This is a genomic window from Rhodobacter maris, assembly GCF_900217815.1.
Lineage (GTDB): Bacteria > Pseudomonadota > Alphaproteobacteria > Rhodobacterales > Rhodobacteraceae > Rhodobacter > Rhodobacter maris.
Genome location: NZ_OBMT01000013.1, coordinates 1 through 20,011 on the forward strand (window position 1 = coordinate 1; position 20,011 = coordinate 20,011).

The 20,011-nt window shown below is 63.7% G+C and carries 19 protein-coding genes and 2 pseudogenes; 11 read left to right on the top strand and 10 right to left on the bottom strand.

Annotated features, from left to right (window positions below; genetic code table 11):
- Nucleotides 1-620 precede the first annotated feature (620 nt).
- The 6 genes from CRO22_RS14485 to CRO22_RS14510 all read right to left on the bottom strand — a co-directional run bounded on the left by CRO22_RS14485 (nt 621) and on the right by CRO22_RS14510 (nt 6,498).
- Nucleotides 621-1,424: a BtpA/SgcQ family protein gene (locus CRO22_RS14485; RefSeq protein ID WP_097070880.1), complete on the bottom strand. Its 804-nt coding sequence runs from the start codon at nt 1,422-1,424 to the stop codon at nt 621-623.
- Between the two features lie 62 nt (nt 1,425-1,486).
- Nucleotides 1,487-2,362 (bottom strand): carbohydrate ABC transporter permease, encoded by an 876-nt coding sequence (locus CRO22_RS14490; RefSeq protein WP_097070881.1) that lies wholly within the window; start codon nt 2,360-2,362, stop codon nt 1,487-1,489.
- A gap of 70 nt (nt 2,363-2,432) precedes the next feature.
- On the bottom strand, nt 2,433-3,704 hold the full coding sequence (locus CRO22_RS14495) for an extracellular solute-binding protein (protein WP_097070882.1): 1,272 nt from the start codon (nt 3,702-3,704) through the stop codon (nt 2,433-2,435).
- Nucleotides 3,705-3,744: 40 nt separating this feature from the next.
- Nucleotides 3,745-4,542 (bottom strand): carbohydrate ABC transporter permease, encoded by a 798-nt coding sequence (locus CRO22_RS14500; RefSeq protein WP_097070883.1) that lies wholly within the window; start codon nt 4,540-4,542, stop codon nt 3,745-3,747.
- Between the two features lie 3 nt (nt 4,543-4,545).
- Nucleotides 4,546-5,646, bottom strand: coding sequence for an ABC transporter ATP-binding protein (locus CRO22_RS14505; protein ID WP_097070884.1), 1,101 nt, complete (start codon nt 5,644-5,646; stop codon nt 4,546-4,548).
- 51 nt (nt 5,647-5,697) lie between these two features.
- Complete coding sequence (locus tag CRO22_RS14510) at nt 5,698-6,498, bottom strand: SDR family NAD(P)-dependent oxidoreductase (RefSeq protein ID WP_097070885.1); 801 nt, start codon at nt 6,496-6,498, stop codon at nt 5,698-5,700.
- 137 nt (nt 6,499-6,635) lie between these two features.
- Between CRO22_RS14510 and CRO22_RS14515 the strand changes: the two genes are divergently transcribed.
- From CRO22_RS14515 to CRO22_RS18575, 4 genes and pseudogenes are all read left to right on the top strand, one after another.
- Nucleotides 6,636-7,484, top strand: a complete 849-nt coding sequence (locus CRO22_RS14515; RefSeq protein ID WP_097070886.1) for a DeoR/GlpR family DNA-binding transcription regulator — start codon at nt 6,636-6,638, stop codon at nt 7,482-7,484.
- Nucleotides 7,485-7,497: 13 nt separating this feature from the next.
- Complete coding sequence (locus CRO22_RS14520) at nt 7,498-8,982, top strand: FGGY-family carbohydrate kinase (protein ID WP_097070887.1); 1,485 nt, start codon at nt 7,498-7,500, stop codon at nt 8,980-8,982.
- Nucleotides 8,979-9,659, top strand: coding sequence for an HAD family hydrolase (locus CRO22_RS14525; protein ID WP_097070888.1), 681 nt, complete (start codon nt 8,979-8,981; stop codon nt 9,657-9,659). The genes CRO22_RS14520 and CRO22_RS14525 overlap by 4 nt, the downstream gene beginning before the upstream one ends.
- 509 nt (nt 9,660-10,168) lie before the next feature.
- Nucleotides 10,169-10,323, top strand: a pseudogene (locus tag CRO22_RS18575) (transposase domain-containing protein); the annotation flags it as partial.
- A 58-nt stretch (nt 10,324-10,381) separates the two neighbouring features.
- On the opposite strand, the pseudogene CRO22_RS18675 reads toward CRO22_RS18575, so the two are convergent.
- Nucleotides 10,382-10,486: pseudogene (locus tag CRO22_RS18675) on the bottom strand (transposase); the annotation flags it as partial.
- A gap of 601 nt (nt 10,487-11,087) precedes the next feature.
- On the opposite strand from CRO22_RS18675, the gene CRO22_RS14530 reads away from it, so the two are divergent.
- The 7 genes from CRO22_RS14530 to CRO22_RS14560 all read left to right on the top strand — a co-directional run bounded on the left by CRO22_RS14530 (nt 11,088) and on the right by CRO22_RS14560 (nt 15,808).
- Entirely contained in the window at nt 11,088-11,702 is a 615-nt protein-coding gene (locus CRO22_RS14530; protein ID WP_097070889.1) for a ribonuclease D, read from the top strand.
- Nucleotides 11,683-12,639 carry a KpsF/GutQ family sugar-phosphate isomerase gene (locus CRO22_RS14535; RefSeq protein WP_097070890.1) on the top strand — a complete coding sequence of 319 codons (957 nt, stop codon included), beginning with the start codon at nt 11,683-11,685 and terminating at the stop codon, nt 12,637-12,639. The genes CRO22_RS14530 and CRO22_RS14535 overlap by 20 nt, the downstream gene beginning before the upstream one ends.
- Entirely contained in the window at nt 12,639-13,241 is a 603-nt protein-coding gene (locus CRO22_RS14540) for a hypothetical protein (RefSeq protein WP_097070891.1), read from the top strand. Before CRO22_RS14535 ends, CRO22_RS14540 begins: the two co-directional genes overlap by 1 nt.
- A 67-nt stretch (nt 13,242-13,308) precedes the next feature.
- On the top strand, nt 13,309-13,752 hold the full coding sequence (gene lptA, locus CRO22_RS14545) for a lipopolysaccharide transport periplasmic protein LptA (protein ID WP_245860988.1): 444 nt from the start codon (nt 13,309-13,311) through the stop codon (nt 13,750-13,752).
- Entirely contained in the window at nt 13,749-14,507 is a 759-nt protein-coding gene (lptB, locus tag CRO22_RS14550; protein ID WP_097070893.1) for an LPS export ABC transporter ATP-binding protein, read from the top strand. Before lptA ends, lptB begins: the two co-directional genes overlap by 4 nt.
- Before the next feature lie 226 nt (nt 14,508-14,733).
- Nucleotides 14,734-15,309: a ribosome hibernation-promoting factor, HPF/YfiA family gene (gene hpf, locus CRO22_RS14555; protein WP_097070894.1), complete on the top strand. Its 576-nt coding sequence runs from the start codon at nt 14,734-14,736 to the stop codon at nt 15,307-15,309.
- Between the two features lie 31 nt (nt 15,310-15,340).
- On the top strand, nt 15,341-15,808 hold the full coding sequence (locus tag CRO22_RS14560) for a PTS sugar transporter subunit IIA (protein WP_097070895.1): 468 nt from the start codon (nt 15,341-15,343) through the stop codon (nt 15,806-15,808).
- Here CRO22_RS14560 and CRO22_RS14565 read toward each other — a convergent pair whose 3' ends face one another.
- The 3 genes from CRO22_RS14565 to CRO22_RS14575 are packed head-to-tail and all read right to left on the bottom strand — an operon-like array spanning nt 15,809 to nt 19,953.
- Nucleotides 15,809-17,209: a nodulation protein NodH gene (locus tag CRO22_RS14565; RefSeq protein ID WP_097070896.1), complete on the bottom strand. Its 1,401-nt coding sequence runs from the start codon at nt 17,207-17,209 to the stop codon at nt 15,809-15,811. It abuts the gene before it with no gap.
- 4 nt (nt 17,210-17,213) lie between these two features.
- Nucleotides 17,214-18,932 carry a DUF5927 domain-containing protein gene (locus tag CRO22_RS14570; protein ID WP_097070897.1) on the bottom strand — a complete coding sequence of 573 codons (1,719 nt, stop codon included), beginning with the start codon at nt 18,930-18,932 and terminating at the stop codon, nt 17,214-17,216.
- A 10-nt stretch (nt 18,933-18,942) separates the two neighbouring features.
- The gene (locus CRO22_RS14575; RefSeq protein ID WP_097070898.1) at nt 18,943-19,953 is read right to left on the bottom strand and encodes a glycosyltransferase family 2 protein; all 1,011 of its coding nucleotides are present in this window, start codon (nt 19,951-19,953) and stop codon (nt 18,943-18,945) included.
- Nucleotides 19,954-20,011: the final 58 nt, after the last annotated feature.

Genomic DNA, 20,011 nt, shown 5'->3' on the forward strand with positions numbered 1-20,011 from the left:
CTCGTCCGTGCCCCGCATCATGATCCCCTCTCGCCGTGAGAAGGGGTGAATCATGTTCTGCATCCAAGGTCGAGGCCGACTATTTCAGCGACCTGTTAGTGCCAAGCTACAAATCCATCACATATGGATATTGTTAGGGCTTCCAAGTTGAATGGGAGATGGTCATGCTGATGGCTTCGCGTCACCCTTGGCAGTTTTTGAACCGGGCCTATAATTGACTTGCAGACCTCAAAAGCTGCAAGATTTGGGGCTGATCTCTAGCGCTATCAATGGCAACCCTCGGCCACTCTCTCCGACCGGTGGCGTTCCTGGCCTCACTTTACACCACCCAGCGCCCCCATTCGGCGCTTGGCGGAAGGACACCGGTCAATGCCCATCAGGGCCAAGACCTGAAGGCGGCATAGTCAACTGGCAAGCTTGGCAACGCCGCAAATCTGCCCGGAAAACGGGGACCAACTCACTGCGCTCAGCTACCGGAATGCTACCAACCACACTGTCCTCAGACGCGAACTCTCTGGGAAGTGCCTTGCATTAAAGGCGGCCCTCACGAACCGCCTTCCCTGTCTCTAGCGGCCGCCCGGATCGAGCGGGGCGGCCGCGCGCGTGAGCTTCTGCCTCGTTCAGGCGCGAGTCTTTTTCACGATCTCCATGAATTCTCTCGCGCGCGCCGGGTCGACCGCGTTCCAGGTGTGACCGTCGACCTTCAGCGAGGAGCCGACGATGCAACCATCGGCGATCTTCAGCACCTCAGCCACGGTCGCATGCTTGACCCCGGTATTGGCGAGCACGGGCGTATCGGGCAGCACTTTTTTCACCGCTTCGAGATCATTCATCTTCGCCGCTTCGCCGGTGATTGCGCCGGAGACGAGCACTGCATCGGGGATCGAGGAGAACACCGCCGAACGGGCACGATCGGGCAGCGGGCGTGCATCGAGCGAATGGGCGAATTCGGCCGAGACATTGTTGAGGATCACCAGATCCTTGCGGTCGAGCCGGCGCGCCTCGCGCAGCGCACGGCCCGCATCCGGAGTCCAGGGGCCCATGTCGGAGGCATAGGTGCCGGTGAAGATCTCGCGCACGAAAGAGGCGCCGGTCGCCGCCGCGAGCGCAACCGTGGCATCGGGATCCCAGAGCACGTTGACGCCGAAGGGCTTGCGGATTTTCTCGCGCAACCGCCCGACGACAAAGGCCATCGCAGCCGTAGTGGCCACATTCACCTTCAGCTCATAAGGCCGGTCGTTCTCATTGCCGAACATCACCGCATCGACATCGGCTGCCTGCAGCGCGTCGAGATCCTTCAGCGCGCCCTGAACGATCCCCTCGATGCCCGCATCGGCATCGTAAAGCGGCGTGCCGGGCATCGGGTTGAGGTGGACCATCGCGATGACGGGCTTGATCCCCGGGAACAGCGAGGCGAATTTCATGGCAAGTCTCTCCTTTGTCCCCGCCACGGGCGGGGCTTCGTTGAATGGGAAAGGGGGTGGCTTCAGTTCTTCCGGCGTTCGAGCAGGAAGAAGAACACCACGGTGATCAGGAGCACGATCAGGAGCAGGATGAAGGCGGCAGCGCTGCCCTCGTTCAAGGCGAGCCCCTGAAAGGCGCGTTTGTAGGCAAAGAAGGACAGCAGCTCAGTCGAGACGCCGGGGCCGCCCTTGGTGAGGATGTAGATCAGATCATAGGTGCGGAATTCGTTGATCAGCTGGATCACCACCGCGATCATCGCGACCGGGCGCAAAAGCGGCAGGGTGATATACCAGAACTGCTGCACCGGGCCCGCACCATCGACCGAGGCCGCCTCGTAGGGCTCACGGGGCAGCGAGGCGAGCCCCGCGGAGAGCAGCAGCACGACGAATGAGGTTTGCTGCCAGATGTCGATGAAGATCATGGTCTTGAGGGCTAGGCCGGAATCGCCGAGCCAGTCCACCATCGGCAGGCCCATCGCGGCGAGGGTCTGGTTGACGATGCCAAGGTTGGGCTGCAAAAGCATCCGCCAGATCAGCGCGACCGCCACGGGCGACATCGCCATCGGCAGGGTCAAGAGCGCGAAATAGACGCCCCTGAGCGTCACCACCTGACGCAGCATCAGCGCGATCGCAAGCCCGACGAGGAACTCCCCCGCCACCGTGGCCACCGAATAGCGCAGCGTGATGAGGAGCGAATTCCAGAACAGCGGTTCAGAGACGATCTGGGCGAAATTCGCAAGCCCCGTGAAGCTCAGCGCCGGGCGGATCAACGTCATCGAGGAAAGCGAGATCGCCGCGGCATAAAACACCGGCAGGCCCATCACGATGGCAAGCATCGTCAGCCCCGGAGCAGCAAAGCCCCAGCCTATGCGCGCAGTATCAGTCACTTTCGTGCTCATCGGATCTCTTTCGGCAGGCGGCGGAAACAGGGCGAAGGCGGACGGGAGGGGCGCCCGCCTTCGCGCGCGGTCACTTCTTCATCAGATCGGTCAGCCCCGAGGCCGCCGCAGCGAGCGCATCCGGGATCGTCGCATCACCGCTTGCCGCGAGCGAGACCTGGGTGCCGAGCGTATCCTCGTACTGCGCCGAATAGGTGAAGATCGGGAAGGATTTTCCGCTTTCGACCACGCTCATCGCATCCTTGTAGAACGGATATTTCGCCAGCACCGCCGGGTCGGTGTAGACATCGGCGCGCACAGGGGCGTGGCCTTCAAGCGCGCGGGCAACAGCAACATCCTTGCTCTGCACCCAGGTGATGAACTGCCAGGCGGCGTCTTTTTCTTCCTGCGGCACGTTCTTCGCGATGCCCCAGCCCCAGCCGCCGCTTTCGCCATGCCCGCCGGGCATCACCGAGAGCGCGACCTTGCCCGCCACATCGGGGCAGCTTTCGGCATTGTCGATCTGCGGCAACATCCACCAGTAAGTGACCATCGAGAAGGCATCGCCCGCGCACATCAGCCGCATCGTGTCATCGAGCGTCGCGGAAAGCGCGCCGGTCTGCGCGGCGGTGGTGATCGCCTCTTTGTAAAGGCCGAGCGCGGTTTCCCCCGCGGGGCTCGCCAACACCACATTGCCATCGGCATCGAGATAATCGCCGCCCGCCGCAAAGAGATAGTTGGAGAATTCCATCGCGTTCGGGTCGCCCTTCTGACCCTGCATCGCGGCGCCGTTCACTTTGCCTTCGGCCTTCATGAACTTGGCAATGGCCACGTAATCCGCAAGTGTCGTCGGTGCCGCGAGATCCTTGCCGGTCTGCGCCTTGTAGGCGGCCTGAAGTGCGGGGTCTTCGAGCAGATCGGTGCGGTAGATCAGCCCCATCGAATAGTTGTACATCGGCACGAGCGGCATCGCGGCATCGGTATTGCCCAGAAGCTCCATCGTCGAGGGGATGAAGGCCGCGGTGTCGAAGCCGGTCTTTTCGGCATAGGGCTTCAGGTCTTCCAGCCAGCCCGCAGCCGGAAACTCGCCCGCCCAGAGGAAGTCGACCTCAAGGAGGTTGTAATAGCTCTGCCCGCCGACGAGTTGCGCCACAAGCTTGTCATGCATGTCGCCATAGCCGACCTTCTCGAACTCGACCTTGATGCCGGTCTCTTTCTCGAAATCGGGGAGCATCTTCTCGATGATCGCCGTTTCGGGCACGTCTTCCATCAGCGCATGAAGGGTGACGCCATCGGCGAGCACTGAGCCGCCCCAGAGCGAGGCCGTCAAGCCAAGTGCAAATGGAAGAAGGGTCTTTTTCATCGTTTCGTCCTCATCTATTGGGTTGCCGCTCTTCTTGTTGTTATTTCACCGATCCGAAGGAGAGCCCCTCGACCAGGTATTTCTGGATGAACTTCGCCGCGATCATCAGCGGCAGGATCGCCAGCGAGACGCCCGCGGCGACATTCGAGATCTGCACCCCGTTCGAGGTCTGCAGGCTCGCGAGCGCCACCGGCACTGTGGCCGTGTTCGAGCCGCCAAGGATCAGCGCGAACAGAAACTCGTTCCACGACAGGATGAAGCCGAGCACCCCCGCAGCCATGATCCCCGGGGCGGCGACCGGCAGCACGACGCGCCAGAACGCCCCCCAGCGGGTGGCGCCATCGGTCATTGCCGCGCCTTCGAGATCTTCGGGGATCGCCTCGAAGAACCCCATCAGGATCCAGGTCAGGAACGGCAGGTTGATCGCGGCATAAACGATGGTGAGGCCGGTGAGCGAATTGGTGAGCCCAAGGCCGCGAAACAGCATGAAAGTGGGCAGCGCGAGTGCGACAGGCGGCAGCATCTGGCTTGCGAGCGTGGCGAAGCGCGCGAGCCCGCCGCCGGTGCGAAAGCGCGCGAAAGCATAGCCCGTCATCGCCGCAAGCGGCATGGTCACGACCACCGAGAGGATCGCGACGATGAGCGAATTCAGGTAGTTGCGGCCAAAATTTTTCTCGGCGAAGAGGGCGCGGTAATTGTCGAGCGTAACCGAGGGCAGGATCGTTGTGCTGTAACTTTCCTGCGGCGGCACGAGCGAGGTGCGAAAGACCCACAGGATCGGAAAGATCACGATCACCACCGCAAGGATCAACCCGAGATGCGAAAGGGCGCGCCGCATCGCTCAGGTCTCCCGCGCGAGAGCATCGCCGCTTGCCGCATCAAAGAGGTGCATATGCGCCAGATCGGCATGAAGCGTGACCTCCGCGCCAATCCGCGGCAGGAAATGGCGGTCCACACGCGCCGAAAGTGCCTGGCCCTCAGCCTCGACCACGATCAGGTTTTCGGGACCGAGCGCCTCAAGCGCGGTGACGACAGCCGAAAAGGGCTGTGCACCGGGGCGGGGCTGGGTGAGGATGTCTTCAGCGCGCAGCCCGAACAGGAGCGCCCGCCCGGCAGCCGGAGCATAAAGCGCCGCCTCGCGGGCGGGCAGAGGGCCCACGATCGGGCCGGCGCTCAGCGTCACTGCTCCGGCGGCAGCGGTGAGTGTGGCGGGGACAAGATTCATCGCAGGGGCGGCAAGGAACTGCGCCACGAAGGTGTTGCGGGGCCGCGCATAGACCTCCAGCGGCGCGCCCACCTGCTCGATGCAGCCGTTGCGCATGATGCAGATGCGGTCTCCCATCGTCATCGCCTCGACATGGTCATGGGTGACGAAGACGGTGGTCTTGCCAACGCGACGATGCAGCCGCACCAGCTCTTGCCGCATTTCCCCGCGCAACTTGGCATCGAGGTTGGAGAGCGGCTCATCCATCAAGAACACATCGGGCTCGCGCACGATGGCGCGGCCCAAAGCCACGCGCTGGCGTTGCCCGCCCGAAAGGGCCGCGGGCTTGCGGTCCAGATAAGGCTGGAGCCCCAGAACCTCGGCTGCGCGCGCAATGCGGGCGTCCTGCTCGTCAAGCGGGGTTTTGCGCATCTTCATGCCAAAGCGCATGTTCTCGCGCACGCTCATATGCGGGTAGAGCGCGTAGGACTGGAACACCACCGCCACATTGCGTTCGCGCGGGGCAAGGCGGGTGACATCGCGCCCGGCAATGCTGATCTCGCCGCTCGTGGTTTCCTCCAGCCCCGCAATCATCCGCAAAGTGGTGGACTTGCCGCAGCCCGAGGGGCCAAGCAACACCATGAATTCGCCGGTCTCGATCTCCAGCGAGACATCGTGCACCCCGAAGATGCCCTGTCCGTAATCCCGGCTGATCTTGTTGAGCTTGATCTCTGACACTTGGCTGTTCCGTCGGAAGGGGAAGGGTTGGGCGAAGCGGCGTGGCCCGGATCAGGTCATGTAGACGCCGCCGGTCACGTTGAGCGCCTGCCCCGTCATGAAACGCGCCGCATCCGAGCACAGAAAGACGACGACACCCGCCACGTCTTCGGGGGTCTCGATCCGCCCGAGCGGGGTCTGCGAGATGTAATCCTGCGTGACCTCATCGGGCTTCATGCCGCGCAATTCGGCCTCCCAGACGATCTCGCGTTCCTGCATCGAGGTGCGCACAAAGCCGGGGCAGACGGCGTTGACGCGGATGCCCTTCGGCGCCAGCTCGCGCGCAAGCCCTTGCGTCCAGCCGACCACGGCAAATTTCGAGGCGGAATAATGGGCCAGAAGCGGCGCCCCGACCTTGGCGGCGAGCGAGGCGGTGTTGACGATCGTGCCGTGTCCCTGCGCGAGGAACTGGCGCGCGGCAATCTGGTTGGTCAGGAACACGCCGCGCGCGTTCACATCCATGTTGAAATCCCAGTCCTTGTCGGTCAGATCAACGGCGCGGCGCATGCTGGAGACGCCGGCATTGGCAATGCAGATATCGACCTTGCCCATCTTTTCGAGCGCGGCAGCAAAGGCCGCCTCGACCGAGGCGCGCTCGCGCACATCGACCGGGACCGCATGATGGCCCGCGCCAAGCTTTGCCGCGGCAGCCTCTGCCGCCCCGGCATCGAGATCCGCAATTGTTACGGTGATCCCCTGCGCGGCGAGTGCGCGGGCGATGGCCCAGCCGATGCCGCCCGCGGCTCCGGTCACGAAAGCCGTTTTCCCCGCAAGGCCGGGATAGGTCTGAAGGGGCAGGTCGTGTTCGTTCATGCTGCATTGCTCCGCTGATTGATCAAAACCAAACATAGATTCGCAAATCGCACAAGATCAATGTTTACATTTGTTCGCTTGAAACCTTTGCGATGTTCTGATTTGATTGGATTCAGGAGCCAGCCCATGATCGAGAGATGACGGACAGTTTGACCCAGACCAAGCAAGACACGGCCGCCAGCCCCGAGGCGCGGCGTGGCCGCACCCTCGCCCAGGCGCGGCTCGCGGCAATTCTCGACCGGCTCAATCAGGGCGGCTCGGTCTCCGTCGCGGAGATCGCACGCGATTTCGCGGTTTCAGATATGACGGTGCGGCGCGATCTGGCCGAACTGGAAGCGCAGGGCTTGCTCGAGCGGGTGCATGGCGGCGCGGTGAGCCTGCAGCATGGCCCGCTCACGGTGATCGACGATGTCGAGCCAGTGTTCGAGGCGCGGCGACGGCTCAACAGCGAGGCGAAGGCACGCATTGCCGAAGCCGCCGCGCGGCTCGTTGCGGGCGATCAGACGCTGGCGCTTGATCTGGGCACCACGGTGCTCGCCGGAGCGCGCGCGTTGATGGCCGCCGAACCTGTGCCGGGGCGGCGCATCTTCACCAACAGCCTGCGCGTGGCACAGCTCGCCGCCGCCGCGGCGCTGCAGACCTATGTGCCCGGCGGGCTCGTTCACCCCTCGGAGATGTCGGTCACCGGGCAGAGCGCGATCGAGGATTTCTCGCGCTATTACTTCGATGCCGCGCTGATCGGCGCCTCGGGGCTGACGCCCGATGGCGTGTTCGACTATTCCCCCGAGGAATCGGCGATGAAATCGGTCTATTTCCAGCGCGCGTCGCGCCGCATCCTGATGCTTGACAGCTCGAAATTCCGCCGCATCTCCACCGTGCGGGTGGCGGATCTGGCGCGGATCTCGGTGCTCGTCACCGATGCTGCCCCGCCCCCCGAACTCGCGCAGGCGCTCGAAGCGGCCGAAGTCGCGATCCTGATCGCCTGAACGCGAGGTTCCCATGGCACTCTTTCTCGGTCTCGACATCGGGACCACTTCCACCATCGGCCTGCTCCTCGAGCTGCCCGACCGCATCCTTGCCAAGGCATCGCGCCCGGTGACACTGCATTCGGATCATCCCGGCTGGGCGGAGGAAGACCCGGCACAATGGTGGGCCAATTGCTGCGCGATCATTCCCGATCTTCTGGAGCAATCGGGCCGCGAGGCCTCCGAAATCGCGGGCATCGGCGTCGCGGGGATGCTGCCCGCCACGATCCTGCTCGACGAGGCCGGGAAACCCTTGCGCCGCTCGATTCAGCAAAGCGACGGGCGCGCCGGTGCCCAAGTGGAAGAGATGCGCCGCGAGATCGACGAGGCGGTCTTTCTGGCGCGCGCTGGCAATGGCGTGAACCAGCAGCTTGTAGGCGCCAAGATGCGCTGGCTCAACCAGCATGAACCCGAGGTCGTCGCCGCCGCGAAGACACTTCTGGGCTCTTATGATTACATCAACTACCGCCTCACCGGCGTGGCGCGGATCGAGCAGAACTGGGCGCTTGAGGCCGGGGTGATCGATGTTGCGACAAATACAGTCAACGCGCCGCAGGCGGCGCTGACCGGCATCAACCCGGATCTCTTGCCGCCGCTTGCCCCCTCGTCCGAAGTGATGGGGCATGTCAGTGCGGCGGCAGCCGCTGAGACGGGCCTTGCCGCGGGGACGCCCGTGATGGGCGGCGCGGCCGACATGATCGCCTCCTGCCTTGGTGCGGGGGTGGTCAGAAATGGCGATGTGCTTTTGAAATTCGGCGGCGCGGTCGATATCCTCACTGCCACGGACAAGGCGGTCCCGGACAAGCGGCTCTTTCTTGATTATCATCTCGTGCCCGGGCTCTGGATGCCAAATGGCTGTATGTCCACAGGCGGCTCGGTGCTCAACTGGTTCGTCGAGACTTTCGCGGCGGGCATCGAGCCGGTCAACGGCTCGCGCCATGCCGCGCTTGATGCGCTGGCCGCGGAACGCCCGGCGGGGGCGATGGGGCTCACCTTCCTGCCCTATCTTCTGGGCGAAAAGACGCCGCTGCACGACCCGGCCGCGCGCGGCGCGCTCACGGGGCTCACGCTCGCACATGATCTGGGTCACATTTGGCGCGCGGTGCTCGAAGCCTATGCCTATGCGATCCGCCACCATATCGAGACCTTCAACGACATCGGTTATGAGACCACCCGGTTCTTTGTCTCCGATGGCGGGGCGGCGAGCGATGTCTGGATGGAGATTGTTGCCGATGTGCTTGGCGTGCCGCTGCAACGGCTCGGCGGGCATCCGGGCTCCTGTCTCGGCGCGGCTTGGGTCGCCGCCGTGGGTGCGGGCGCAGCCGATTGGGGGGGCATTGCCGCGCTGACGCAGCGCGATGCGCCGATCCTGCCCAACCCGTCCCATCGCGCCGTCTACGAGGCTGGCTATGCCAGGTTTCGAGCACTCTACACTCAGCTGAAAGGGGCCGACGCATGACGCTCTGCGCCGTCGCCTGGGATATCGATGGCACGCTGGTCGACAGCGAGCCGCTCCATCACCGCGCCCTTGTTGCGGTCTGCGCGCGATACGGGCTCAAGATCGCGCCAGACGATACAAGCTTTGTCGGCGTGCATATCGGCGAGGTCTGGCGCCGGATCCATTCGCGCTTTCCCGATGCGGTCGAGGAGCGCCAGTGGCATCGCGAGATCCGCGCCTATTACGCCGCCCACAGCGCCAGCCTTGCGCCGATGCCAGGCGCTGTCGAAACCGTCCGCGCACTCGCCGCGGCCGGGATAGCGCAGATCTGCGTCTCGAATTCCGACCGCGCGGTGGTCGATGTGAACCTCGAGAGCCTCGGCATTACGCCCCTCTTGCATGGCTCGATCAGCCTTGACGACGTGCCCGCGGGCAAGCCCGACCCGGCGCCCTACCGGATGGCGACCGCGGCCCTTGGCCTGCCACCCCAGCGCGTTCTGGCCGTCGAGGACAGCCTCACCGGGCTGCGCTCGGCACGGGCCGCAGGGCTAAAGGCTGCACTTTTTTGCGCAACAGTGGCTCCCCCAGCCGATGCGCCGCGCGCCGATGTCATTCTCTCCCGGCTCACAGAGATTCCGGCGCTTCTGGGTTTTGGCTCCCGAATGGAAGTGTTGTCTCTGCCGGGTAGCTCTACCTAACATCGCGAAGAGCCGGTCACGCATGCGTCGCGCCTGATCTTCGGTCAGAAGCGGCGTAGGAGAGGCGGATCAAAGGGGCGAGGGGGTGGATCATCTCGGATTCGATCGCGAGATAGATCACAGGGGGCCGGCGCCGGATATTCTTTTATTATCAGTTAGATGCCGTTTCCTTTGCGGTATTCAGGCAAGGTGGGACGTAGCGTCCCACCTTGCCATGCTCCGGCGATCCTGCGCGGGAGCTCTCGGGGCCTCTTCCATGTCGTTTATCGCAAATAAATGCACTATTCTGCAAAGTGTTAGCTATTGCTGTCAGGTGTCGCTCTCGTGCGCTATCTTCGATAGGATATGCAGCTTCAATGTCGATTGTCCCCGCCATTTTCGGCATCAACTTGCAATCGTCTGCACCTCCTCGACGCACTCAAAACGCCATATGATTCAACATTTTCAGTGTGTTCCCTGTCGCGCCGCGGGGCCTTCGCTCTCGTCCGAAAGGTAGTCCCCCCTAAAGTTCCGAGCGCGGCGGGCAGCGCGCAGCCTTCATGTATTCTCTGATCGGCACCGCCAAGCTCGACAGGGTCGACCCGAGGCATGGCTCGCCGACGTCATCGCCAGGATCTCGGACCTGCCGGTCTCACGCCTGCCGGAATTGCGGCCGTGGCATTGGAAGCCGCTGGAAAAAGCCGAAGTCAAGGCTGCCTCATCACGGCCCTCGGCGGAGAATTACCGTGTTTCGTCACCAGCTCGGCGATCGTCGCCCCGCCACGAATGGCTTCAAGCGCCACCTTCGCCTTGAAGTCCGCGCTGTAGTTCTTCCGTATGCCAGCCACGCTGTTCGTCCTCGTCTTCGTTGGCGGCAAGCTTAGCAAACTGTCCGATTTCTGGGGACCACCTCAGCGTCGCGTCATCGGACAGGCTGGCAGCAAGGTTCGAAACTTTCCGGCGATAGACATCCGCCAGTCCGGGGTGCAGAGCGACGGGATCCGGGGCAGGGGCGGCAGCGAGCTGCGTGCGCTCCGAGTCAACAAGTTCCCCGAGCGGCCCTGACTCTCTGGCTGCTAAATCGAAGCTCAGCCCCCGCAACCAACGTCACTTGTCGAACGCCCGAGGCCGCGAGATCACATCGATCCGGCCACCAAAACCTTCGGCTCCATCCGTCATCATGGCCTCCTTCTGAGACTTCAGAAGGAAAATCACCGCTCCGGCGACCGGCTGGAACCGACGATCTCAATGGGGCGGGGACGGCGCATACGTCGCACCACCACCTGCGCAGCCATATGCCCGCCGTTTGATCGGGGCTGCAGAGATCCGGAACACATCAATCCGGTATCGGCGCCGCTCCGCCTCTGCGGCAGCCTTGCGGCTTTGCGACATTGGCAAAGCCGGGTCGGAGTGCCTATATCTGCGCGAAAGCTTGAGAAAGGACATCGGGTGAGCATTCATCTGCACCAGCACGACCTGCCCGAAGGGCTCGACCTCGGCCCGGTGGTGGCGATCGATACCGAAACCATGGGGCTCGACCCGCGGCGCGACCGGCTCTGCCTCGTGCAGCTTTCCTCGGGCGACGGCTCTGCGCATCTGGTGCAGATCGCCAAGGGCCAGACCGCGGCGCCGCGGCTTTGTGCCATGCTCGCCGACCCGGGCGTCGAGAAGCTCTTTCATTTCGCGCGATTCGATATTGCCGCGCTTTATAATGCTTTTGGCGTTGTCACCGCGCCTGTGTTCTGCACCAAGATCGCCTCGAAACTGGTGCGCACTTTCACCGACCGGCACGGGCTGAAATACCTGCTCTCCGAGCTCGTCGGCGTCGATGTTTCCAAGCAGCAGCAAACTTCGGACTGGGGCGCCGCCGAGCTGACCCCCGCGCAGCTCGACTATGCCGCCTCCGACGTGCTTTACCTGCATCAGGCCAAAGCGGTTCTGGTCGACCGGCTGGAACGTGAAGGGCGGACGGCGCTGGCGAAAGCCTGTTTCGACTTCCTGCCGACCCGTGCGCAACTCGACCTGATGGGCTGGGATGAACCCAATGACCTCTTCCACCATTGATTACGCTGCCACCGCGCGCCGGGTGATCGGCATCGAGGCCGCGGGGCTTGCGGCGCTCGCGGCGGGGCTCGATGGCGCCTTCAGCGATGCGGTCGAGATGATCTTGCGCGCGCGCGGGCGAGTGATCGTGTCGGGGATGGGCAAATCGGGCCATATCGCGCGCAAGATCGCTGCGACCTTCGCCTCCACCGGCACGCCCGCGCAGTTCGTGCACCCCGCCGAGGCGAGCCATGGCGATCTGGGCATGGTGACGCGCGAGGATGTGGCGCTCGTGCTGTCCAATTCCGGCGAGACGCCCGAGCTTGCGGACCTGATCGCCCATACCCGACGCTTCTCGATCCCGTTGATCGGCGTTGCCGCGCGGCCCGATTCGACGCTCTTGCGGCAGGCCGATGTGGCGCTTGTTCTGCCGCGGGCGGAAGAGGCCTGCGGCACCGGTGTCGTGCCTACCACGTCGACCACGATGACGTTGGCACTGGGGGACGCGCTCGCCGTCGCGCTGATGGAACATCGCCAGTTCACGCCGGAAAACTTCCGCACCTTTCATCCGGGCGGCAAGCTCGGGGCCCGGCTCGCGAAGGTGGCGGATCTGATGCATGACGACATGCCGCTCGTGCGCGAGGATACGCCGATGCCCGAGGCGCTGCTGGTGATCAGCCAGAAAGGGTTCGGCGTGGTCGGCGTCACCGATGCCGCTGGCCGGCTTGTCGGCATCGTCACCGATGGCGACCTGAGGCGCCATATGGATGAGCTGCTCTCCCATAGCGCGGGTGAAGTGATGACGCGCAACCCGCGCACCATCGCGCCCGGCGCGCTCGCCGAGGCGGCCGTGGCGCTGATGAACGAGCGCAAGATCACCTGCCTCTTTGCTGTCACGGAGGGGCGCCCGCTCGGCATTTTGCATATTCACGACTGTCTGCGCGCCGGGGTGGCCTGATGTTGGGGCGCGAAAGCCGTCATTCGCTGCTGGTGCACTGGGCGAAACTCGCCCTGCCGCTGAGCGCGCTGGTGCTGCTTTCGACGCTTTTCCTGTTTTCCAGCAGGGTCGATCCGACCACGGCCTCGATCTATGCCAAGGTCGATGTGAATGCGCTGGTGGCCGAACCGCGGCTCACCGCGCCCGAATATTCGGGCATGACCGAGGACGGTGCCGCGCTCACCGTGCGTGCCAAGACCGCCACCCCCGATCCGAAAGGCCATGGCGCCTCTGCGCGAGAAGTGATTGCCAAGCTCGAGGCCGCCGATGGCGGCGTGACCGATCTGACGGCCAGTACCGGGGTGGTCGATCCGTCGGCAGGGCAGATCGCGCTCTCAAAAGGTGTCGCGGTGCAGACCTCGGGCGGTTACCGCATGGCCACCGATACGGCTGAGATCGCAACCGACCGTTCCCTCATCCGCGCGCCTGGCGCGGTGCGCGGCGAAGCGCCCTTCGGCACGATCGAAGCGGGGCGAATGGAAATCGGCCGCGCCGCACCGGATGCGCCATACGATCTGCTCTTCAATGGCGGCGTGAAGCTGATATACCAGCCGCAAGAATGAGGATCCGATGCGCCTGAGCCTGCTCCTTCCCGCCGTGACATTTCTTGCCCTCGGGGCCGGAGGGGCCATGGCGCAACAGATCGCCTTTGCCGGGCTGCGCACCAACACGTCCGAACCGGTCGAGGTTACGGCCGACAGCCTCGCGGTGAACCAGACCGACGGCAATGCCGTTTTTACCGGCAATGTGCTGATCATCCAGGGGCCGATGCGGCTGAAGGCCGAGCGGGTGCAGGTGGAATATGGCAGCGCCGACCGGCGCTCGATTGCCGAGCTTCAGGCCTCGGGGGGAGTGACCCTCGTCACCGCGGCCGAAGCCGCCGAATCGCGCGAGGCGGTCTATAATGTCGCCAAGGGGGCCGTAGTGATGACCGGCGATGTGGTACTGACCCAGGGCGAGAACGTGCTTTCCGGCCAGCGTCTCGATGTCGATCTGAAAACCGGCACCGGCACCATGCAGGGCCGGGTGCGCACCATCCTGCAACCCGGCCCGCAACCGGGCGATACGCCATGAAGGACGGCACCGTGGCCCCGAGCGGGGCACCCTCGGGGTTGAAAGTGGTCAGCCTGCGCAAGAGCTATCGAAAGCGTTTGGTGCTGCGGGATGTCTCGCTCTGTCTCGACCGCGGCGAGGTGGTGGCGCTTCTCGGGCCGAACGGCTCGGGCAAGACCACCTGCTTTTATGCCATTGCCGGTCTCGTCTCGCCCGATGCGGGCGAGGTACAGATCGACGGTGTCGACGCTACGGCGATGCCGATGTACCGCCGCGCCCGGCTTGGCATCGGGTATCTGCCGCAGGAAGCCTCGATTTTCCGGGGGCTGACAGTAGAGCAGAACATCCTCGCGGTGCTTGAGATCGTGATCGACGACCCGCACCGCCGCCGCGAGCGGCTTGAGGAGTTGCTTGGCGATTTCGCCATCGCGCATCTGCGCCAGGCGCCCGCGCTGGCGCTTTCCGGCGGGGAGCGGCGGCGCGTGGAGATTGCCCGCTGCCTCGCGGCTGACCCTAAATATCTGCTCCTAGATGAGCCCTTCGCCGGTGTCGACCCAATTGCCGTGGCGGAGATTCGCGCCCTTGTCGCGCATCTGAAAGAACGTGGCATCGGCGTTCTGATCACCGATCATAACGTGCGCGAAACACTTGAGATCGTGGATCGCGCCTATATCCTGCACGACGGCCAGATGCTGATGTCGGGTCGTACCGAAGATGTGGTGAAGGACGAAAATGTCCGCCGCGTCTATCTCGGCGAAAATTTCCGTATCCAATAGTATGCAACCACTCGCAGTTTGCGCCAGGTCATTGACACAGGCCCGGTTCCGTTCCCAAATAACTGCTATGCGTAACCACGGTCCCGATGCCCCAGTTGCTGCGCCGCCCGTTTTCGGCTCCACTGGGCTTGCGGATCGGATCTCCCCGGATTTCGGCAACAAGATCAACCAACCCGCCCCCCGGCAGAGGAGTCCGGAGGCGGGGCAATGAAGTGAAGGAGAAGCCATGCGTTATCAGATCAGCGGAAAACAGCTCGACGTTGGCGAAGCCCTGCAAACCCATGTGAAGACCGAACTGGGGGAAACGGTCGACAAATACATGCAGCGGCCGACCGATGCGGCGGTGGTGTTTTCGCGCACTGCGCATGAATACGTTTGCGAGATCACGGTGCATCTGTCCACCGGGCTCAATGCTTCGGCCGCCGGGCGCGCGGGCGATGTCTATGCCGCGTTCGAGGCTTGCCGCGAGAAAATGGACAAGCAGCTGCGCCGTCACAAACGCCGGCTGAAAGACCACCACCGCGACCGCGTCGAGCCGGTTGAATTCGGCGCCGCGGGGCTGTATGTGCTCGCCGCGGAAGAAGATGAGTCGGAGGCCGAGGGCGACAGCCTCGCGCCGGTGATCGTGGCCGAGATGGAAACCAAGGTTCCCACGATCTCGGTCGGCGAGGCGGTGATGCAGATGGAGCTCTCCAGCAAGCCGCTGCTCGTTTTCCGCAACGAGAAACACGGCGGGGTCAATGTCGTCTATCGCCGCGACGACGGCCATGTCGGCTGGATCGACCCGCGCAACATCAAGTGAGCGCCCGGGAATGGGCGCGGAAAAAGGACAGATGGATCTTTCCACCCTGCTCAAGCCGGTGGCGGTCAAGGTTTTGGCCAATGTCACCAGCAAGAAGCGCCTGTTCCAGGATCTCGCAGAAATCGCGCATTCAGCCTACGGGCTGGATGCGACCCAGACGATCGACGCGTTGCAGGAACGGGAAACTCTCGGGCCCACCGGTGTCGGTCATGGCGTGGCTCTGCCGCATGCGCGGCTGCACGGGCTCAAAGATGTTGTGGGCGTGTTCCTGCGGCTCGAAAAACCGCTCGATTTCGACGCGGTGGACCGGTTGCCGGTAGACCTTGTCTTCGCGCTTTTTGCGCCGAAGGATTCGGGCGTCGAGCATCTGAAAGCTCTGGCGCTTGTTTCGCGCACTTTGCGCAACACCGAGACCTGCGCGAAGCTGCGCGCGAACTCCGACCCGGCGGCGCTCCATGCGGTGCTGACCGCGGCGCAGGGCGGCGTTCAGGCGGCCTGATCAGCCGCCTTTGTTCCTCCACGGACTGAAACCGAACTGCATGTAATCGCGCGAATAGGTGTCGGCGGCGGCCTGTTCGAGCGCGGGCGTCCAGATCTCGGCAAGTTTCACTGGCGCAGTGTCGGGTTCGGGCGCCACGAAAGCAGGCGCCTCGGCCCCCAAGGCCGTGACGAGGTAGGCGAGATCCTCGCGCAACCGGTCCTCGCGGGCGATCAGGTCCGGCAGGGCGAATTGCGCGAAGCCTTGCAATAGCGTCGATTGCGTCGCCCAGAGCGGCTGCACGGGCAGGCTCGTCTGCGCATTCAGATTCGTTTTCAGCCAGCCCAGAAATGCGATAAGCCCCTCCGCCCAATCGGCCGCTTTCAGAACCTTTCCCTCGGGCGCAAGCGGCAGCCTGTAGCTTTGCCGCAGCACGGCGCGGATCTCGGCCATGTTCTCCCACGATTGCAGCGCCGCAAAAGCGAGATGCGCGCGCAGGAGCGGATGGCGCACCACGGTGAAGCTCCGATGCCCGGGGTGCTTGCGCTTCCACTGCCGCAGCGTCTTTTGCGAAAATCCCTCTTCGAGCGGCGCCAGCCCCGCCATCCAGTTGCGCAGCGCGTGATCCAGCGCGGGGCGGATCGGCATGTAGAGAAGCCCCGCGTCACAAGCGATGAGCGCAGGAACGTTCGGGCCACGCCGCGGCTCGAAATTGGGCGTGCGCGAGAGGTTGAACCGGTCGAGCCGGGCGAGCGAGGCTTCCATCTGGGGAAAGTTCGCCACCTTCTCCTCAAGCGCCGCGGGGTTCTGCACCACAAGGCTCGACGGCAGCGCCGAGAGCCGCCCCGCAACGCCGAGCCATTGCGCGAGCCCGTTGAGCACCGCGACATCCTGCGCGTCTTCGTAATCGATCCAGAAGGCGCTCTGGCCAGAGACCTGCAACGCATGCATCAGCGCCACCTGAAAGCCCTGCAGTGTCTCCAGATGGGCCTCGAAATCCACGGCATCGAAAGCGGCGAGCGCCTCCTTGCGATGTCTGGCGTCGCCCAGTTTCCATTGGTTCGTGGCGCGCGCGATCTTCAGGCTGACGTAGCTCTCCGCGGGGTTGCGGGTGAGCACGATCTTGGCGCAGCGCCTGTCTTCGAGCATTGCCCCGAGCACGCGGGGGTCGTGGTCATGAAAGAACCGGCAGCCGTTGAGGCCCTCTGCCTCGCGAATCCGGTTCCAGAGCGCCATAGGGTCGGCATCGCGCGCGGCCCGGCTCACGCCCAAAAGCTCGGTCCGGTTCGGATAGCCGATCAGCGCCGGGTTGAAGGCCTCGCCATGGCAGGTGACGCCGGGCAATTCACTGAGCGCTGCCTCAAGCAAGTTCGAGCCGGTGCGCATTTCGGCGAAGATCACGAAGCTTTCGAAACCCGCCATCGGATCATTTCACCATATAGCTGCGACCGCGCCGCGGAGGATGCTGGAGCAGATCGCCGGTCACCGGAAAATCACCCATCAGCCGCGGTTGCATGCCCTGATTCTTCAGGCTCTGGAGGAATTGCCCGAACCCCGTCAGATCGACCATCTGCGGCGCCTCGCTCAACCGGCGTGTGGCGCGCGGGCTGATCTCGTCGACAATCATCTGCAGGGGTTCCATGGGATTCTCGATGAAGTCGGCCATGTTCCAGACCCGCACGCGCGCCTTCACAAACATCGAGCGCAGGATGTTGAGCTGGTCGATCTCGATCTGTTGCAGCCGTGCCGCCTCGCGGCGGATATCGCTGAAGGCCATCTTCGAATGAAAGAGCGGTACGGCCCAGGCGCCCGAAATCACCGAGATCTGTGCATTCGGATCGGTCGCCGTGAACCAGTTGATCTCCTGCGTGTCGCGGGGCGAGAACATGAAACATTGCCGCTCGCCGCGACCGTTCCAGATCAGGTTGGTCAGAAAGCCGCGCGGGTTGTAATCGCGCAGCGCGGCGCTGTCGGAAAGGCAGCCGTTGAACATCGTTTCGCCGCCCGCGAAAGCGGCGCGGTCGGGGCTGAACAGATGCCCGTGCACCCGCGCGCCCACGTATTTCGCAAGCCAGCCTTCGAAGTTCTCGAACAGGTCCGAAAAGCCCTGAAAGATCGAATAGGGGGCGGAGGTCTTGCCGTTCTCATGATCGCGCTTCGGAAATCGGCTCTGCATGTAAAGCCCGGGCCGCCCCCTTGTGCGCCGCTCGACCGCCTTGGAAAACAGCCGGTCGATCTTCGAGGGGTTCGGTTCAGCCAGCGTCTCCGGGTCGATCATCGCCTCCGACCGGGGGGACGGGGAGGCGAGAAAAGTGGCATAGAGCTTGTCGGCCTTGGGCCAGATCTTCCGCGCGACAAAGCAATCCGAACGGCGCAGAAGCTGGAGGTGGTCGTCGTAGAAGATATGCGGCTTGCCCTGCACGTCGAATTTCGAGAGCGTCAGCGAGCGGCTTTCGATATTGCGGGCATGGAGCCGGGCGAGCGACTGGAAATAGCTCTCGTCCGGGATCCAGACACGGGAGAAATAGCGGTCATAGGTCGGGCGCTCGGGGTCCTCAAGGATCGCGCTCAGCGTCTGCCGGCTCAGGCACCACCATTGCGATCCGAGATGGGGCATGATGTCATCCGGGATCCGGCGCCGGAAGCCGAAGCGGCGTTGCAGATTGACATAGGCGTCGAAAAAGCGGCGCCGGGTCTTCCAGGAAAATGGAAACCGCAGTGTGAACCGTTCCATGTCGATCCCGCCAACGGTCCAGCCGACCTCGGTGGTTGTGACGCTTTCGATGAAGTCGGTGTCTGCATGGGCCGTGAGATAGGCCTCGAGTTCGGCCAATGGGCGCAGCGGCAGGCAGGCGCCCGAGGCAAGGAAAACATGCTGCACTTCCGGATGCCGCGCGAGCATCTGCTCGGAGGCCGATTGCGCCGCCGCGACGAGCGACCATGTGCCCCATTCGCATTTGTAACGCGTCGAGAAGGAGATGATGTCGAGATCCGCGAGGCTGCGGCCGAGCGCGGCATAGTCTTGTTTGCTGACGCGCGCATCGACATGGATCACCACCGGCGCCCCTTGTTCTGCCCAGTGCCGCGCCACTTGCGCCGCCCGGTGAAAGGCGGTGTGACACATCATGATGAAGCCAACGGTCACCGCGCAGCCCTCATGCCCAGTTGCCTTTCGACATCAGCCCGAGAATCTCGAGCTGGCGCCAGTTGATGTAACGCTCCGACCATTTCGTCCACAGATCGGGCTCATGGCTCAACTGTGCACGATAGGCCTCGTATTCGCGCGAGCCCGCGTAGTGCTCGCGCCGCTCCATTTCTTCGGCGACTTTCCCGCTCAGCGGTGACAGGAATTTGGCATGCAGGAGGCAGCCCGAAGGCTTTTCGCCGCCCCAGGCGTCATAGACCATGTTCAGCCCGCGCGGCAGGATCATGTGCGTCGAGGAGGCAAACACATAGCCGCGCTGCCATTTTACGAGCGGGATCTTGTTGAGCGAGGGCGCCGCGATCGGCTCCCCGGCAAAGAATACCCGTGCCCGCGGCCCTCCCTGGATCCAGAGATTGTGCATCTTCGGATTGCGCGAGATCATGTAATTGCCCGCGTCGAACCAGCTTGCGATCTCGAACGGGTTTTGTCCCTCGCGGTAGGGTTCGGCGTCGATCGGGCCTTTCGGATACATGTCGATCAGCATGGCCGGGAAGGAGCGGATCGCATAGGTGTCAAGCCAGTCCGTCAGCGCGTCGATCGGCCGCGTGTCGCAAAACGGATAAACGAAGAATTCGTCGGGATCGACGGTCAGAGTCCAGTGCCCCGTGCCATAGATCCGCAGCAGGTGGTTGAGCCAGTCGATGCCGAAGGCAGAGGCTTTGTAAGAGGCATGGGTGCTGAAAACGGTGCAGTCTTCCTGCTCGGTCAGATATTCGCGCGAGCCGTCATCGCTGCCATTGTCGACAAAGATGAAATGCCCCACCCGCAAGTCTCTGTAATAGCGCAGGAAGTAGGGAAGGCGGACGCGCTCGTTGCGAAGCGTGCAAAACACGATCACATCGGAGGGCCGGATCGCGGCGGTGCGGTCGGCGACAAGCTTCAACTGGCGGCGTTTACGGAACGCACGCCACTGGCGCAGACGACGCTCTCTGCGAAGTCGGATGGCCGCTTTCAGTCCCACGCCTTGCCTGATCCTTTTTTGCCCTGTCTCCGTGATACTTCGGTCAGCTTGAGACAGG

What these genes read in the sequence shown, in the direction of transcription:
- CRO22_RS14485 (WP_097070880.1), bottom strand. Translation starts at nt 1,424, where the DNA reads ATGAAATTCGCCTCGCTGTTCCCGGGGATCAAGCCCGTCATCGCGATG.
- CRO22_RS14490 (WP_097070881.1), bottom strand. Translation starts at nt 2,362, where the DNA reads ATGAGCACGAAAGTGACTGATACTGCGCGCATAGGCTGGGGCTTTGCT.
- CRO22_RS14495 (WP_097070882.1), bottom strand. Translation starts at nt 3,704, where the DNA reads ATGAAAAAGACCCTTCTTCCATTTGCACTTGGCTTGACGGCCTCGCTC.
- CRO22_RS14500 (WP_097070883.1), bottom strand. Translation starts at nt 4,542, where the DNA reads ATGCGGCGCGCCCTTTCGCATCTCGGGTTGATCCTTGCGGTGGTGATC.
- CRO22_RS14510 (WP_097070885.1), bottom strand. Translation starts at nt 6,498, where the DNA reads ATGAACGAACACGACCTGCCCCTTCAGACCTATCCCGGCCTTGCGGGG.
- CRO22_RS14515 (WP_097070886.1), top strand. Translation starts at nt 6,636, where the DNA reads ATGACGGACAGTTTGACCCAGACCAAGCAAGACACGGCCGCCAGCCCC.
- CRO22_RS14520 (WP_097070887.1), top strand. Translation starts at nt 7,498, where the DNA reads ATGGCACTCTTTCTCGGTCTCGACATCGGGACCACTTCCACCATCGGC.
- CRO22_RS14525 (WP_097070888.1), top strand. Translation starts at nt 8,979, where the DNA reads ATGACGCTCTGCGCCGTCGCCTGGGATATCGATGGCACGCTGGTCGAC.
- CRO22_RS14535 (WP_097070890.1), top strand. Translation starts at nt 11,683, where the DNA reads ATGACCTCTTCCACCATTGATTACGCTGCCACCGCGCGCCGGGTGATC.
- CRO22_RS14540 (WP_097070891.1), top strand. Translation starts at nt 12,639, where the DNA reads ATGTTGGGGCGCGAAAGCCGTCATTCGCTGCTGGTGCACTGGGCGAAA.
- lptA (WP_245860988.1), top strand. Translation starts at nt 13,309, where the DNA reads ATGGCGCAACAGATCGCCTTTGCCGGGCTGCGCACCAACACGTCCGAA.
- lptB (WP_097070893.1), top strand. Translation starts at nt 13,749, where the DNA reads ATGAAGGACGGCACCGTGGCCCCGAGCGGGGCACCCTCGGGGTTGAAA.
- hpf (WP_097070894.1), top strand. Translation starts at nt 14,734, where the DNA reads ATGCGTTATCAGATCAGCGGAAAACAGCTCGACGTTGGCGAAGCCCTG.
- CRO22_RS14560 (WP_097070895.1), top strand. Translation starts at nt 15,341, where the DNA reads ATGGATCTTTCCACCCTGCTCAAGCCGGTGGCGGTCAAGGTTTTGGCC.
- CRO22_RS14565 (WP_097070896.1), bottom strand. Translation starts at nt 17,209, where the DNA reads ATGGCGGGTTTCGAAAGCTTCGTGATCTTCGCCGAAATGCGCACCGGC.